Annotated in this window: 17 protein-coding genes and 1 pseudogene; 16 read left to right on the top strand and 2 right to left on the bottom strand. The window is 37.0% G+C overall.

Going from position 1 to position 14,780, the window contains the following annotated elements; genetic code table 11:
* A pseudogene (locus tag V7K27_RS20440) lies at positions 1–234 on the top strand (Uma2 family endonuclease); the annotation flags it as partial.
* On the opposite strand, the gene V7K27_RS20445 reads toward V7K27_RS20440, so the two are convergent.
* Positions 171–464 carry a hypothetical protein gene (locus V7K27_RS20445; RefSeq protein WP_334949915.1) on the bottom strand — a complete coding sequence of 98 codons (294 nt, stop codon included), beginning with the start codon at positions 462–464 and terminating at the stop codon, positions 171–173. The pseudogene V7K27_RS20440 and the gene V7K27_RS20445 overlap by 64 nt on opposite strands.
* 4 nt (positions 465–468) lie before the next feature.
* Here V7K27_RS20445 and V7K27_RS20450 point away from each other — a divergent pair, with 4 nt between their 5' ends.
* The 14 genes from V7K27_RS20450 to V7K27_RS20515 all read left to right on the top strand — a co-directional run bounded on the left by V7K27_RS20450 (position 469) and on the right by V7K27_RS20515 (position 13,235).
* On the top strand, positions 469–945 hold the full coding sequence (locus tag V7K27_RS20450) for a DUF29 domain-containing protein (protein ID WP_334949916.1): 477 nt from the start codon (positions 469–471) through the stop codon (positions 943–945).
* Between the two features lie 76 nt (positions 946–1,021).
* Positions 1,022–1,441: a DUF29 family protein gene (locus V7K27_RS20455; protein WP_334949917.1), complete on the top strand. Its 420-nt coding sequence runs from the start codon at positions 1,022–1,024 to the stop codon at positions 1,439–1,441.
* Between the two features lie 238 nt (positions 1,442–1,679).
* Complete coding sequence (locus V7K27_RS20460; protein WP_334949918.1) at positions 1,680–2,153, top strand: DUF29 domain-containing protein; 474 nt, start codon at positions 1,680–1,682, stop codon at positions 2,151–2,153.
* 254 nt (positions 2,154–2,407) lie between these two features.
* Complete coding sequence (locus V7K27_RS20465; protein ID WP_334949919.1) at positions 2,408–3,460, top strand: NAD-dependent epimerase/dehydratase family protein; 1,053 nt, start codon at positions 2,408–2,410, stop codon at positions 3,458–3,460.
* Positions 3,461–3,485: 25 nt separating this feature from the next.
* The gene (locus tag V7K27_RS20470) at positions 3,486–4,715 is read left to right on the top strand and encodes a hypothetical protein (protein WP_334949920.1); all 1,230 of its coding nucleotides are present in this window, start codon (positions 3,486–3,488) and stop codon (positions 4,713–4,715) included.
* A gap of 124 nt (positions 4,716–4,839) precedes the next feature.
* The gene (locus V7K27_RS20475) at positions 4,840–5,463 is read left to right on the top strand and encodes a class I SAM-dependent methyltransferase (RefSeq protein ID WP_334949921.1); all 624 of its coding nucleotides are present in this window, start codon (positions 4,840–4,842) and stop codon (positions 5,461–5,463) included.
* 38 nt (positions 5,464–5,501) lie between these two features.
* The gene (locus tag V7K27_RS20480; protein ID WP_334949922.1) at positions 5,502–6,632 is read left to right on the top strand and encodes a glycosyltransferase family 4 protein; all 1,131 of its coding nucleotides are present in this window, start codon (positions 5,502–5,504) and stop codon (positions 6,630–6,632) included.
* A complete protein-coding gene (locus V7K27_RS20485) occupies positions 6,629–7,411 on the top strand; it encodes a class I SAM-dependent methyltransferase (protein ID WP_334949923.1) in 783 nt (260 codons plus the stop codon). Before V7K27_RS20480 ends, V7K27_RS20485 begins: the two co-directional genes overlap by 4 nt.
* 5 nt (positions 7,412–7,416) lie before the next feature.
* Positions 7,417–8,493: a hypothetical protein gene (locus tag V7K27_RS20490; RefSeq protein WP_334949924.1), complete on the top strand. Its 1,077-nt coding sequence runs from the start codon at positions 7,417–7,419 to the stop codon at positions 8,491–8,493.
* Between the two features lie 74 nt (positions 8,494–8,567).
* Positions 8,568–9,470 carry a glycosyltransferase family 2 protein gene (locus tag V7K27_RS20495; RefSeq protein ID WP_334949925.1) on the top strand — a complete coding sequence of 301 codons (903 nt, stop codon included), beginning with the start codon at positions 8,568–8,570 and terminating at the stop codon, positions 9,468–9,470.
* Positions 9,471–9,504: 34 nt separating this feature from the next.
* Positions 9,505–10,074, top strand: coding sequence for a glycosyltransferase (locus V7K27_RS20500; protein WP_334949926.1), 570 nt, complete (start codon positions 9,505–9,507; stop codon positions 10,072–10,074).
* Between the two features lie 54 nt (positions 10,075–10,128).
* Positions 10,129–10,695 carry an FkbM family methyltransferase gene (locus V7K27_RS20505; protein WP_334949927.1) on the top strand — a complete coding sequence of 189 codons (567 nt, stop codon included), beginning with the start codon at positions 10,129–10,131 and terminating at the stop codon, positions 10,693–10,695.
* Positions 10,696–10,963: 268 nt separating this feature from the next.
* Positions 10,964–11,992, top strand: a complete 1,029-nt coding sequence (locus tag V7K27_RS20510) for a glycosyltransferase family 1 protein (RefSeq protein WP_334949928.1) — start codon at positions 10,964–10,966, stop codon at positions 11,990–11,992.
* 244 nt (positions 11,993–12,236) lie between these two features.
* A complete protein-coding gene (locus V7K27_RS20515; protein ID WP_334949929.1) occupies positions 12,237–13,235 on the top strand; it encodes a glycosyltransferase family 2 protein in 999 nt (332 codons plus the stop codon).
* Between the two features lie 67 nt (positions 13,236–13,302).
* Here V7K27_RS20515 and V7K27_RS20520 read toward each other — a convergent pair whose 3' ends face one another.
* On the bottom strand, positions 13,303–13,581 hold the full coding sequence (locus V7K27_RS20520; RefSeq protein ID WP_334949930.1) for a nucleotidyltransferase domain-containing protein: 279 nt from the start codon (positions 13,579–13,581) through the stop codon (positions 13,303–13,305).
* A 28-nt stretch (positions 13,582–13,609) separates the two neighbouring features.
* On the opposite strand from V7K27_RS20520, the gene V7K27_RS20525 reads away from it, so the two are divergent.
* Positions 13,610–14,725, top strand: coding sequence for a glycosyltransferase family 1 protein (locus V7K27_RS20525; protein WP_334949931.1), 1,116 nt, complete (start codon positions 13,610–13,612; stop codon positions 14,723–14,725).
* Positions 14,726–14,780: the final 55 nt, after the last annotated feature.

Below are 14,780 nucleotides of genomic sequence, written 5' to 3' on the forward strand. Positions count from 1 at the left end.
CAGCAAACAGAAGGTTTATGGCTGCGTTGGTACGATGCTACAGGTAATTGGATTGCCACACCGGAGGAACGAGCCGAACAGGAGAGTCAACGAGCCGAACAGGAGAGTCAACGAGCCGAACAGGAAAGTCAACGAGCCGAACAGGAGAGTCAACGAGCCGAACAGGAGAGTCAACGGGCAGAACGATTAGCAGAAAGATTGCGATCGCTCGGTGTTGATCCAGATGAATTGTAACTTGATTGGCAGGCGATGCCAACTCTTGGAGACGCACTCGCGTTCGGCGGGCTTTCCTGCGGAACGCTACGCGAACGCCTACGCTTTTGAGTGAAAGGCAAATGTTCTGGTTGTGGTACTGTATCACACTGCGATCGCTCACTAGATAAAACAGTATAGGCGATCGCAATGCTTGGAATGGAGCGATCGCTCTTATAAAATATAAGTAGTAAGCATAGTAAGCTTGGCAAAGATATGATGTCTCAATCATCTCTCTACGAGCAAGATTTTTTGGCTTGGTTAACCCAGCAGCAATCAGCTTTAGCTAATCGAGATGTGGCAGCTTTAGATTGGGAAAATCTGGCAGAAGAGTTGGATGCTATGGGCATTCAGGAAAAAAATGAGTTGAAAAACCGCTTAGTAGTTTTGTTAGCGCATTTATTAAAATGGCAGCATCAACCTACAAAACGCTCTGTAAGTTGGTTTACAGCGATCGCTAACCAACGGGATGATTTACACGATTTACTAGATGAAAAGCCTAGTTTGCGTCAATACCTTCCCGATATTTTAACTAAAGCCTATCGTAATGCTCGTCGGGAGGCATCAGCCGAAACAGGCATAACTTTAGCCAATTTTGGTGAAAATTGCCCTTATAAAATAGAAGAAATTTTAAATCATCAGTTTTTGTGTAATACTACAGATGATTTTGAGAGAGCAATTGATAAAGAATGAACCTCAACTCAACTGACATGAATAAAACGTTGTTCGGATTAAAATAGATATTAGTCAGTTAAAAAAATAGTCGATTATGGAAGAATTATTATTGTTACGTCAACTTATTGAAGAAAAACAATATGAGAAAGCTCTAGAAGTTGTAGATGAACTTGAAGAAATGTCAAGGGAAGATAAATTAAATAAGATTTATAGCTATGCGGTAATTTTGTTGTTGCATTTAATTAAGCAAGAAGCTGAAAAACGCAGTACTCGTTCTTGGGAGTTTTCTATTTATAATGCCAGCAAAGAAATTAAAATGGTTAACAAACGGAGAAAATCAGGTGGATGTTATGCCAATGAAGAAGAATTAAAGGAGATTTTAACTGATGCCTTTGATACAGCGCTTAAAAAAGCAGCATTAGAAGCTTTGGAAGGTATATATACAGATAATGAACTCAAGGAAAAGATTGAGGAAGAGCAAATTAAAAGTAAAGCCCTTAGTCTAATTTGCTAATTGAGGATTTGGTCTTTTTGAGGTCAAAAATTTGATCGCTAGGGCGTGAAATTGATATAGCGTTTCCTAATCAGATGAGGTACATCATAGCCCCCTCTCGAAGAGCGGAGAGGGGGTTGGGGGTGGGGTTCAGTACCTACTCAAGCGAGAACCGCTATTATAATCTCAACCTTGAGAGCGATCGCCATTAAACCGGTATACTGAAAAAAGACAGTGATTAAGAGGAAAAGGAAAAGTTATGCTAACCCAATCCACAACTGAGAAATTATACAACCAAGATTTTTGCCTTTGGATCGAGACAACTGTCCAGCAATTAGAATTGAAGCAATTTGAGACAATAGACTGGGAAAATTTGATTGAGGAGATTAAAGACTTGAGTGGGAGTCAAAAGCGAGCTTTAGAGAGCTTATTAAGCCGACTCCTTGAACATCTGCTCAAGATAGGATATTGGAAATCAGAATATCAACATAATTATAATCACTGGAAAGGAGAGATTCGAGCCTTCCGTAAACAAATCAAAAAGTTGCTGAAAGTAAGTCCTAGTCTTAGACCTTATTTAGAAGATATATTTGAAGAATGTTATCAGGATGCGAGAGAAATTGTAGCTGATCTAACAGCACTCTCTCTCGATACTTTCCCAATGAGTCCTATTGCCAGTTTAGAACAGGTATTAGACGAAAATTGGTTGCCAAAAACTTGTACTGGACTGTAATTTAGATAAGTTTTTCATCATCAAGTTGATATTTATTGCGATACACTAGGCTACGCTGTAAGTAGAGCGGCGTGAATAATTCAAGGTTTGTAGTCAGGACTTTAGTCCTAATTTGAGGGCTGAAGCCCTCACTACGAACTCATCTCAAGATTTTTTACATTACTTAATCTACTTTGATTTCTTCTCACCTACTTACTTATACTCTTTAAGTTTTCTTAATAAGTAAAATTTTATTTATTTTCAGATAAATTATCATGCAAAAACTGCTGATTACTGGCTCATCAGGGCTAATTGGTTCTGAGGTATGTCTTCATTTTGCTTCCCTTGGCTGGGAAGTTCATGGTGTTGACAATAACCAAAGAGCGGTGTTCTTTGGACATCAGGGAGACACTCGCTGGAATCAACAGCGCTTGCAGTCTGTAATTAAAGGATTTGTGCATCACGAAGTTGATATTCGCGATCGCCAAGGTGTCCTAAACTTGATTTATAGCATCAGACCCGATGCGATCGTCCATACCGCAGCACAGCCTAGCCACGATTTAGCAGCCAAAATCCCCTATGATGACTTTGATACCAATGCTGTTGGTACTTTGAACCTATTGGAAGCAACTCGCCAGTTTGTCCTTGAGGCTCCCTTTGTTCATCTCTCCAGTAATAAAGTGTATGGTGATGCCCCAAACGAAATCCCAATGCTGGAGTTAGATACCCGTTGGGATTACGCTGATCAAATTTATGAGTATGGTATTCCTGAAACCTTCCGAATTGACCAATCCAAACACTCGATTTTTGGTGCTTCTAAAGTTGCAGCCGATGTCATGGTGCAGGAGTATGGACGTTACTTTAGTATGAAAACTTGCTGCCTTCGCGGTGGTTGTCTGACAGGGCCAAACCATTCAGGTGTTGAGCTACATGGGTTCCTCAGCTACTTAGTGAAATCCAACTTGGAAGGACGCACTTATAAAGTTTTTGGCTATAAGGGTAAGCAAGTTCGAGACAATATTCACTCCTATGATGTTGCCCGTTTTATTGAAGCATTTATCCAAAATCCTCGTTCTGGGGAAGTTTATAATTTGGGGGGCGGAAAAAATAATACTTGTTCTATTCTGGAAGCTTTCGACATAGTTGTTTCCCTCTCAGGTAAACCAATGCAATATGAATATGTAGACAAAAACCGTGAAGGTGATCACATTTGCTACTACAGTGATTTGCGGAAAATGCAACAGCATTATCCTCAGTGGTCAATTAGCAAGTCATTAACAGAAATTTTTACAGAAATTACTGCGTCATGGCAGCAGCGATTGGCGTAGTTAAAATATTTAACTGAACAATAAGATGGAAAAGGATCTACCGAGGCTTTTGTTGGTGAGTGAGGTTTCTCTAAGTCAAGAGGGAACAGGAATTAATCGTACCCTCGTTAATCTTTTAGAGGATTATCCAGCTGATCGCCTTATGCTTTATGCTCCTGATCAAAGTCTAAGAAATGATCCAACTGCTCAACGTTTTCAGAAAAATGTTATAGCCTTTCCAGAACAATTTTTACCTTACCAGAAAAATCACCTAGCTCCTTGGATCAATCCCCTGATTGCAAGCTCTAACTATCAACTGTTCGACTGGTTGTCCCTAGCCAACTATGATAAAATTGCTGATTTTGCACCAGAAGTCATTCTGATCTGTCCTAATGGTCTTCTAGCATTGGTTATGGGGTATAAAGTAATTCAGTCCTTTGACTCTCCCTTTCTCATCTACTTCATGGATGACTGGGTTGCCTTCAATCATACACGCTGGCTGACTGGAAATATACAGTCAGTTTGTCGCTCTGTACTACAGCAAGCAGCAGGTTGGTTGATGATTAGCCCTCAACTAGAAAAAGAATTGGCACAGCGATATAAAATTACACCTAAGCGATCGCTGATTGTTCACAATCCTGTCGATCTATCTAACAAAATATTTCCTCATTTTACACCTCACTCTGGAAAAACCTTTCGGATTGTTTATGCTGGGGCTATCTGGACTATGCACTACGATGCCATAGCGGTTGTAGCAGAAGCGATTTACGAGTTGAGATGTGATGGCGTAGACGTTGAGTTAGTATTCCACACGGGAACAACCTTCTGGGATCTCTATAAGAAAAGCTGGGAAGCCTGGGAAGTAAATTATGGTTATCTAATACCATATGAAGAACTTAACCAGTATTTACAACTAGCTGATTTATTGTTAGTAGCCTCCTCTTTTATGCCTGAATATGCCCATATTACTCGTACTTCTGTGCAAACTAAGTTAACAGATTATATGGCATCTGGTAGAGCAATTTTTGCTTGTGGACCAACTTATTCTGCTTGCAATCAGTTTGTTAAAACCTGGAAATGCGGTTTTGTTTGTGAAATAAATCGAGTATCAGAAGCAAAAAAAATATTATTAGAAATCATCAAAAATGATTCTGATTTATCTAATTTTTCATATCACAATCTTGCAGTTATAAAGAAGAATTTTGATGCCAATATAGTCAGGGGAAAATTATATGATTTTATTCGGATAATTAGCGGTAAAAATATCAAGCTTTAATATTAATTTTTTATCAACAAAAGATATATTATAAAATTTGAGAATTGTGAGATTTTTAAGCCATCAAAATATCCGAACAGAATCAGAATTTTCAGTATATTTTTTCTGGAAGTAAATAAACAATATGAGTTCGTCACCAACTTATCTCGATTCAATCATTGTTCCTCTGATTGTCGGTGAAACTGTGCTTGATGTTGCTTGCGGCTATGGGCGATGGGGTAATCTAATTCAAAGTAATTTCTGGGAGGCTGGGCTGAGTAAACCTCCGGTAATTGATGGATTGGATGGTTTTTTACCAAATGTAGAGTTGTGCAATCAACATAAGTGCTATCGCCATGTATGGTATCAAACAATGCCATCCCTCTTGAAGGATACTTGGGATACTGTTTTAGCGTGTGAGTTTATAGAACATCTAGAGCAAAAGAATGTTGAAGAAGTTATAAATATTCTCGAAGGTGCTGCTAAAAAGAGAGTGATTTTTTCGACCCCTAATTGGCCTTATTACCGAGGGGGAGGAGAGACTATAACTGGATATAACGATCTAGAAGCTCATCTAAGTTATATTTCACGAGATTTTTTCCGCAGCCGTGGCTACAAACTGATAGGGGCTGGTTTTGGAAATCCAAAAAACCTATTAGTTCGAGCAATCAAAAAATTCAAGCTTTCCTGGGAGCCAGCTCTTGAGTCTATTCCAAGAGTATTTCCCAGCTTAGGGGATTCACTCGTTGCCTATAAAGATATCAATTAAAGTATAAAAGCTTTTTATTTTTAATTGCTCTGTATTCAATGAATAAAATTAAAGTTTTTATCACCTGCTCAGGACTTGGAAATATCAAGCGAGGCTTCGAGTCCTTTACTCAAGAGTGCTTTGATGCCTTATCTCAAGAGCCAGAATTGGATATTACCCTTTTTAAGGGAGGAGGAAAATCTAATCATCGCCAAATTACTTTGGGGAATTTTCCGCGTGATAGTTCGGTAGGGATTTATCTAGGAAAATTAACAGGTAGAGGAGCTTACTTTATTGAGCAAGTATCATTTGTGTTTAGCCTTTTACCCCATATTTATCAACAGCAACCCGATGTAATTTACTTCAGTGATGGCATAGCAGGAAATGTCCTCTGGCACTGGCGAAAACGAACAGGACAACGCTACAAACTCCTATATTCTAATGGCGGACCTCTATCACCTCCTTTTCTCCATTGGGATCATGTGCAGCAGCTTGCACCCATCCATCTTCAGGCTGCGGTGGAAGCAGGAGAACCTTTAGAGAAGCAAAGTTTAGTGCCTTATGGTATCCAAATGGATTCTCAACTAAAGATTTTATCTGCTGTGGAAAAAGCTACTCTGCGACGCAAATTAGAATTGCCAGAAGATTTGCCAATTGTTTTATCTGTAGGAGCAATAAACAAGTCACATAAGCGGATGGATTACTTAATCAGTGAGGTTGCCCAATTGCCAAAGCCACGCCCTTATCTGTTAATTTTAGGACAACAAGAGGCAGAATCTCCCGAAATTTTTAAGTTGGGCAATCAGTTACTAGAGCTAGATCGGTTTCAAATTAAAACTGTTGCGTTTGATCAAGTTAGTGATTACTATCAATTAGCAGATGCTTTTGTGTTGGCTTCATTGGGTGAAGGTTTTGGACGTGTATTTTTAGAAGCAATGTCCTATGGCTTGCCTTGTTTAGCTCATGATTATGAGATAACACAATTTATCCTCAAGGATGAGGGATATTTAGGAAACTTTCAATTATCTGGAAGTTTGGCAAATCTGATCCTTCAGGTTTTAACTCAAAATGATGATGATTCTAAATATCGGCGACATCAATCAGTGTATGAACATTTTAGCTGGGATAGACTTCGTTCTGTCTATGTTGACATGATCCATTCTTATAACTTACGCAAAACTACACCATGAGTAAACTATACTTAATTCAAAGGGCTTGGCAAAGATTTACTAGACTTCCAGGTATCCGAGAGATTTTTCCTATAGGAGAAGATAAGTTAAAAGAAGTAAACTTTTGGTTAGGAAGAAGGAATCGAGAAAATCAATATTCTATCTTTAGTAAATGCGATAGTTTAGAGGAATATTTTGAATTATCTAGTCAGTTATTTGGTCCTCATCAAATTAAACATGAAATTCTCAGCTTACTTCATTTCGCTAACGCTGAACAACCAAAATATGTATGTGAAATAGGTACAGCTAATGGGGGAACAAATTTTCTACTAAGCCAAGCTTTGTCCTCTACTAAATCCATGCTGGGAATTGATTTATACGTAAAAAACAAAGCCAAACTTCACTACTTTGCAAAAAATTCTCAGCAGCTTATTTTTGTTGATGGCTCATCATATCATCCACAAACTATAGAGAAAGTCCAGAGTATTTTAGATGGCAAAAAACTGGATTTACTATTTATCGACGGAGACCATACTTACGAAGGAGTAAAGCAAGACTTCTTACATTACAGGCATTTCATACGTGACGGTGGTATTATCGCTTTACATGATATTGTTCCAGATTATTACACTCGATATGGACAAAAAACTGGTCGCTGGGTCGGAGAAGTCCCCAGATTTTGGAGTAAGATTAAATCACTTTATCCATTTTATGAGTTCATAGAAGATCCTGAACAAGATGGTTTAGGAATTGGTGCGATTCGGTATTCTTCTCAGATTAATTTACCAGAAGATTTATAAGTAGTATGTATCGTGTTGCTATTCTCAATAATTATCCATTTGAAGAAGTATGGCGTGAAGTAGAACGCCGAGAAAAACCAGATCATCACCTATACGGAATTAACTATTTTCACCACAGAGGATATAACGTTGAGATTGTTCATTTTCAAAATTCACAACTTTTACAATCTATTAATCAATTCCTTTATAGGGCTCAATTTCCAGTACCATTAGGCGACATTGATCAACAATGGTCATCTTTACAGCTTTTAAATGATGCTGATTTAATTTATGCTCCCTGTCAAACCCAAACACATATACTCAACTACATTAAGGCATTAGGATTAATCAAAATACCGATAGTAAGTTTAGCTCATCATCCATTAGCTCGTGGCCGACTCAGTTGGTTGCGCTCTCCATTTATGAAATTATGGGTGAGAGGAAATGATGCATTACCTAGTCTCAGCCAAGCTGTTGCAGATGAAATAAATTCTATTTTACCACTACGATCTTCTGTGACCAACTGGGGACCGGATGCTAATTTTTACCCTGAACTTGGTAGGTTAGGAAAAGGTGTAGTCGCTGCTGGCAGGACAGGTCGTGATTTCATAACATTTGGGTTGGCTGCATCCCAAACCAATATACGATCTCATATAATTTGTCTGCAAAATTCAGTCTCTAATACTTTTAAGACATTTGCTAAGAATGTTCAAATAACAGTTCAACCTCAAAATAATTTCATGAAGTATCCAGAGTTGCTAGAAATTTATGCAAATGCACGAGTATTAGCAATTCCAATGGTATCAGGTTTTAGTTTATCTGGTCTTACTAGCTTGATGGATGCTCTGGGTATGGGAAAACCAGTGATTATGACTAGAAATCCTTTCATTGATATTGATATTGAAGCAGAAGGAATTGGAAAGTGGGTTTCACCAGGCGATATTGAAGGCTGGAAAAATGCAATTCAATTTTTTGAAGATAATGAGGATAAAGCACTAGAAATGGGACAAAGGGCAAGAGCATTAGTAGATGCTGGGTTAAATTCAGAAAAATTTGCTCATCAAATTATGGATATTTTTGACAAAATTATACAGAAAAAATGATTATTTTACTAAATTATAATTTTTTTTGTTGCAGAAGATAATTTATTGTTCGTTAATTAAGGCACTTAAACTTTATGGCTATTCTGTCTTCAATAAGTTCTACTGGTGTTAACAATAGTCATCTTTTTTCAGTGATTATTCCAACCTATCATCGCAATGATTTATTAGTAAAATGCCTGGATTGCCTCGCACCTGGTGTGCAAACATTGGCAGCAGGCCAGTATGAAGTCATTGTCACAGATGATGGTTCCCAAACCACTGCTGAGGAGATGATTCGGCAACAATATCCTTGGGTAAAGTGGGTTGCTGGTCCGCGCAGTGGTCCGGCTGCTAATCGTAATAATGGCGCAAAGTATGCTCAGGGTGAATGGTTAGCGTTTACTGATGATGATTGTTTACCTGCTCAAGAATGGCTAGAAGCATATGCGGAAGCAACGAAAGGATCGGCACTTGCTTTAGAAGGTGCTATACATCCTTTAGGTAATCCTGATCAAGATTTGGCAGAATGTCCGATTAATCTGACAGGTGGATGTTTTTGGTCTGCGAATATTGCAGTAAAACATAAATTTTTTGAAACAATAGATGGCTTTGATTCTAACTATTTAATTGCTGCTCAGGAAGATCAGGATTTAAAAATCCGTATCGAAAAAATTACGAAAATTGATTTTGTTCCAGAAGCTAAGGTGTATCATCCGGTGAGACTAGTCACTCTCATAAAGCTGATCAAGCGTATTCCCAAACAGTCTGCCAATTGGGCTTACCATGTAAATAAACATCAACTTATTATTCAAAATGGTGGGAGATTTAAATATACATTTAAAGCCTATAAATTTTATTTAGGTTTACTTTTTAAATATATATATATATATCAATTTAAAAAAGCGATCTTTGCTGGACTTTATCTACTTTTTGGACTTCCAATTACTTGGTTTTACATATTGCTACTTCAGAAAAATGGCGATCGCCGGTGGGATTAGTATACATAAGGGATCTGATCCAAAACTTGGATCAATGGGGATTGCAGAGTTTGATTTTGAAACCGACCAGATTCAGCCTTGGCTCAAAACTCTGCCAGCAGGTTATCAGCCTCAATTTTTAGGAGCTTTACCACCCATAGAACTGCACAAAGCAATTTGTGAATCTTGGGCTGTAATTGTCAATCCATCATGGAATTCTCCTGAGACTTTTTGCTGTTCTGCGGTTGAAGCCCAAGCGTGCAATCGCACTGTATTTGGCATAGCAGCAGGTGGACTTAAAGAAACAGTTTACCAAGGTCAATTTAAAACTCTCACAACTGGAAAGTCGCCTGAAGCATTAGGAGATTTGATTTTAAAGGGTCTTGCCAATATGGAAGCAGTGGCTGAGAATGGAAAACTCGCAGGTGAATTTGTCAGAAGTCAATTTAATCAGCAGAAGATTTCTAATACTTGGATTCAATTACTATCTGGTCAATCAATTGATTCTAATATCCTATCTACTTGGGATACTCCTAAAGCTCATGCATACGATTTTTTACGATGGACTGGTACAGGCATGGCTGTAAAGTCTGTTTATGCAAGACTTTTAAATCGTCCACATTAAACTTAAAAACCAATTTGATAAGAAAATATCAATTTCTAAAGGGAAGATTAAGCCATGAACTTTAAATCATTTCTAAACTCTATTCAACATAAGCTATCTAGGTCTAAACTGGCAGTGGTATTAGCAATAAAACTAAGAAATCAGTGTAATTCTATAATTGCCTATCATTTAGCAGAAACTTCAAATCATTATGAGAATGGTGAATCATGGCTAATTGAAATGATTGCTGCTGATTGCTCTACATTTATTGATGTAGGAGCTTATATAGGAGACTGGAGTGAATGTTTTTTAAACTATGCGCCTAAAGATTATTCAGGCTTGATTTTTGAGCCTTCTGAATCTGCTTTTCACTCACTTGAAAATAAATTTAAAGATAACCTTAATTTAAGCTTAATTCAGTTAGCTTGTTCTGATTCAATTGGCGAAGCTATTTTTTATGATGAATATCCAAAGCAAAGTTCATCTTTGATAAAAAATGATATCAATAACAACTCTATTTTTGCTAAAAATGTAAAGATATCTACTTTAGATGAACAAGTCACAAATAGAGGATGGGGTTATATTGACTTCTTAAAAATTGATTGTGAAGGTTATGATATGCACGTTTTGAGGGGGGGGTAAGATTGTTAAGTGAAGAAAGAATAGGAATTATTCAGTTTGAATACGGTGATTATTGGGCAAAGTCAGGGAGTACCCTATCAGCCTGCTTTCAGTTTCTGAATTCATTTCAATATGAAATATTTTTACTGGGCAAAAATAGTTTACTTGAATTTAACTATGAAATTTATGGCGACTATTTTAGATACAGTAATTTTGTAGCAATTTCTCACAGGAAAATAGATAGGTACAGAAAATTGATAAAAGGGAAGGCATAGCTTGAAATAATAAAATGAAAGTATTATATCTTCATCATAATCAACCAGATTACTTGGGTGAAAGTCTATTTCATGGACTTAGAAGATTATTGGGTCAAAACTGTGTAGATATTCCTCGCTATGACAGTATGTATGCACCACTTACAGACAGAATAAGATATAAATTACGAGGGAATGGTTTTACTTTATATGGATTATTAGAAGATATTCCTGCACTAGCCGAAGATAGATATTTTTGGCAGAATGATTTAGATAAGTATGACTTAATCATCATCGCTAACATATATAGTCAATGGCATTTAGTTTGGCAACTATTATCCGTCGTACCTGCTGAAAAGTTGGTAATTCTTGATGGAAGTGATAGCCCAGCATTTTTCCCTTATGTTTCACTCAAATGGCGTATGATAAATCGTCCTTGGAGCTATTTTACCCCGTTATCAAATTTAAAATACTTTAAACGAGAGTTAATTGGCGAGGGACATTCTTATGGATTAGATAGATTCTTACCATATTCACTTCGTTACTACATACCATTTCCTAAAAATGCTAAACCAATAAGTTTTTCCATTCCTGAAGAAAAAATTAGGAAAGTAGATTTTAAACAAAAAGTTAAAGATTTCCCTACCCACATTGTAGATGCAGAGGTGTCAGCAAAAGTTCGGGAGGCTTTTTTCTCAGATATAGGCTCTGATAAATATATATTTTCATCTGAAGAAGAATATTACAATGACCTCAGAAAATCACGATTTGGTATTACGACAAAACGCGCTGGCTGGGACTGTTTTAGACACTATGAATTAGCAGCTAATGGATGCGTACTCTGCTTTAAAGACCTTGATCTCAAACCTGAAATCTGTGCTCCACATGGTCTAAATGAATCTAATTGCATAATCTACCATAGCTACAATGATTTGATTGAGCGTATTTCCGCTATCACAGATGATGAATATTGTAGGCTACAAGATGCAACATACCAATGGATTGAATCTAATACTACTGTGGTTCGTGCCAAATATTTTCTTAATTCTTGCTCTATATCTTAATCATGAAGAATACTGTCGCCGTAGAGAACTTAATCTTCTAATGGATTACTTTGAATACATTGGATTTTGTCACGTCAAGGATTTAATTGACTCACAAAATAACTATCAATATCCTAAACCTTGGCATTTTAAAACTAAAACTTCAACATTAATTTCTAGAGTTATCCATCAGTTATTTGATACTCATGGACGATCTATGTTTTTCCCATCTCATCTGTCTGTAGGATGTGTAATACAAAAATAAATGAAAGCTCAAAATCTTGTAACTGTCATCATCCCAACCTACAATTATGCTCACTATATCCAACAAGCAATCGATAGTATTCTAAATTCTGATTTCCCTCAAGACCAACTGGAAATCATTGTGATTGATGATGGCTCTAAAGATAACACTTCCGTAATAGTCGCTGCTTACGGAAATCGAGTTAAGTACATCTTTCAACAAAACTCAGGAAAAGCTTGGGCAACTAAGATAGGAATAGATCATAGTAGGGGCAAATATCTTTTTAATTTAGATGCTGACGACCTATTTATGCCTAATAAACTTAAAGAAGTTGTTCAAATTTTTGAAAGCGATCCTGATATTGTGCATGTAGCCCATCCTGCACTTTATTGGAAAGTTGATGACAATACGAAAGCCCCTGAATTAATTCCTCAAAGTATAATTGGACATCAAGTTTCTGGTAGAGAGTTATTAACCTTCTTCTATAGAAGAAGGATTCTTTTTGGAGGTGGTTCAACTTTTGCTGGACGTACAGAGGCTATCAGAAAATTCTCCATACCAAAAGAAGTGGATATGTATATTGATGAATACCTTGTTATGTGTACCTTGAATCAAGGATATTCATACTTTCTTGAGTCTCCTTTATCTATTTGGAGAATTCATGGAAACAATTTCTCAGATGTTGATTCTAATTCTAGTATTTATGAAGCTAAGATGCGAAGAAGTTTTAACAGCATAGAGGCTGTCTTAAATAACCTGGATGGATTTGATAAAGAAATTTTTAATTTATATTCTTTAAAATTGAAAATTTTCGATCTCGCTGTCAAAGAAAATTTAGGCAGGAAAACTTTATCAGATATTTTAAAGATGTGGTTATTTTTTACTAATAATTTTAACTTTTTTAGCCAAAATTCATTAATGGTTATAAAGTCTTACACCCTTCTAAATAGAACTATACCAACTTCTATACTCAAGTTAATAAGACAGGTGAAAACAAGAATAAATTACTCATTATTTTAAGCAATCAATCAAGTTGTTCGGGTGTCAAAAAGCTATCCGTTCTCGACGAACATTTTGTAATACAGGACTATGTATAGAAATTAAAACGAGATTCATCTATAAATAGACGGCTAATCACTTGGTCATACTCTAGGGATAACTCAGCAACTACATCACTGGTTTTTTTAATTTCTTCCCCTGGATTTACATTTCCCTTGAGTACCACCAAAACATCAATATCCGAATCGGTAGAAGCTTCTCCCGCCGCTTGAGAGCCAAATAAAACCATTTTAACTAAGCGATCGCCATAAATTTCCTGCAAGCAAGTTTTAAGCCGTTGCAGAATTTCTGCTAACTCTTTACTCATATTTAAACCTCTAAAGTTATAGCATTTGATGGTCAATTATTTAACTCATGTAACTTCCATTGTACCCCGACTGCCTCCCGCAATTGATGGCGTAGGAGACTATGCCCTCAATTTAGCTCGTCAGCTTCGCAAAGATTTCAATATTCAAACCCATTTTATTGTAGGTAATACCAAATGGAATGGTGCAGCAGAAATTGACGGCTTTCCTGTTAGCCAAATTAGCATGGGCGTAGCTGATCATAGATATCGCTCCCCTGATGCACTGCTAAATTTATTATCAGGCGATCGCACATCCAGCATCCTTTTACATTACGTAGGTTACGGCTATGCTCAACGAGGCTGTCCAGTTTGGTTAGTCGATGGGTTACAGCGTTGGAAAAGTTTATTTCCCAAGCGATCGCTCCTTACCATGTTCCACGAAGTCTATGCTTCAGGACCCCCTTGGACTAGCTCTTTTTGGTTATCGCCCTTACAGAAAAGTTTAGCAGCGCGTTTGGCACAAATGAGCGATCGCTGTATTACTAGTAAACAACTCTATGCTGAAATAATTGCTAATATTAGCCGAGGTAAGCATCATCACATTCCATTCCTACCAGTTTTTTCAAACATCGGCGAACCAGACAAAGTACTTCCTTTGTTTGAACGCCAACAGCGCTTAGTTGTCTTTGGAGGTATTGCTAACCGTGCAAGAGTTTACCGAGAGTCTCAAGCAGTTTTGGAGTACGTTTGTCAGAGTTTAAACATTCAAGAAATTTGGGATATAGGAACTCCAACAAGGATAAATTTATCCTCAATTACTCAAATACCTATCTTAGAAATAGGACAGCAATCTGCCGAAAAGGTGAGTGATATTTTGGCAGATTCTGTTGCTGCTTTCTCAAACTATAACCCCGATTTTTTAGCTAAGTCAACTATTTTTGCTTCTTACTGTGCCCACCGACTATTACCTATCAATACTAAAGGTAGTGCCTCAGTAATTGATGGTATAGAACCAGGCAAGCATTATTGGGTTCCTAATCCTCAAGGGAATGAGTTAGGAAATGACGTAAAGATGCAGGCGATCGCAGATAATGCTTATTCCTGGTATCAAAAACATAATTTATTAATGCAAGTAAAAACTTTTGCTGAACTACTTAATAACTAACCAGTCAAATATTCATCTTAAATACAATTAAGTTAACATTACTAATAGAGAAATA

Origin of the sequence: Nostoc sp., from assembly GCF_036919575.1 — a bacterium.
Classification (GTDB): Bacteria; Cyanobacteriota; Cyanobacteriia; order Cyanobacteriales; family Nostocaceae; genus Nostoc.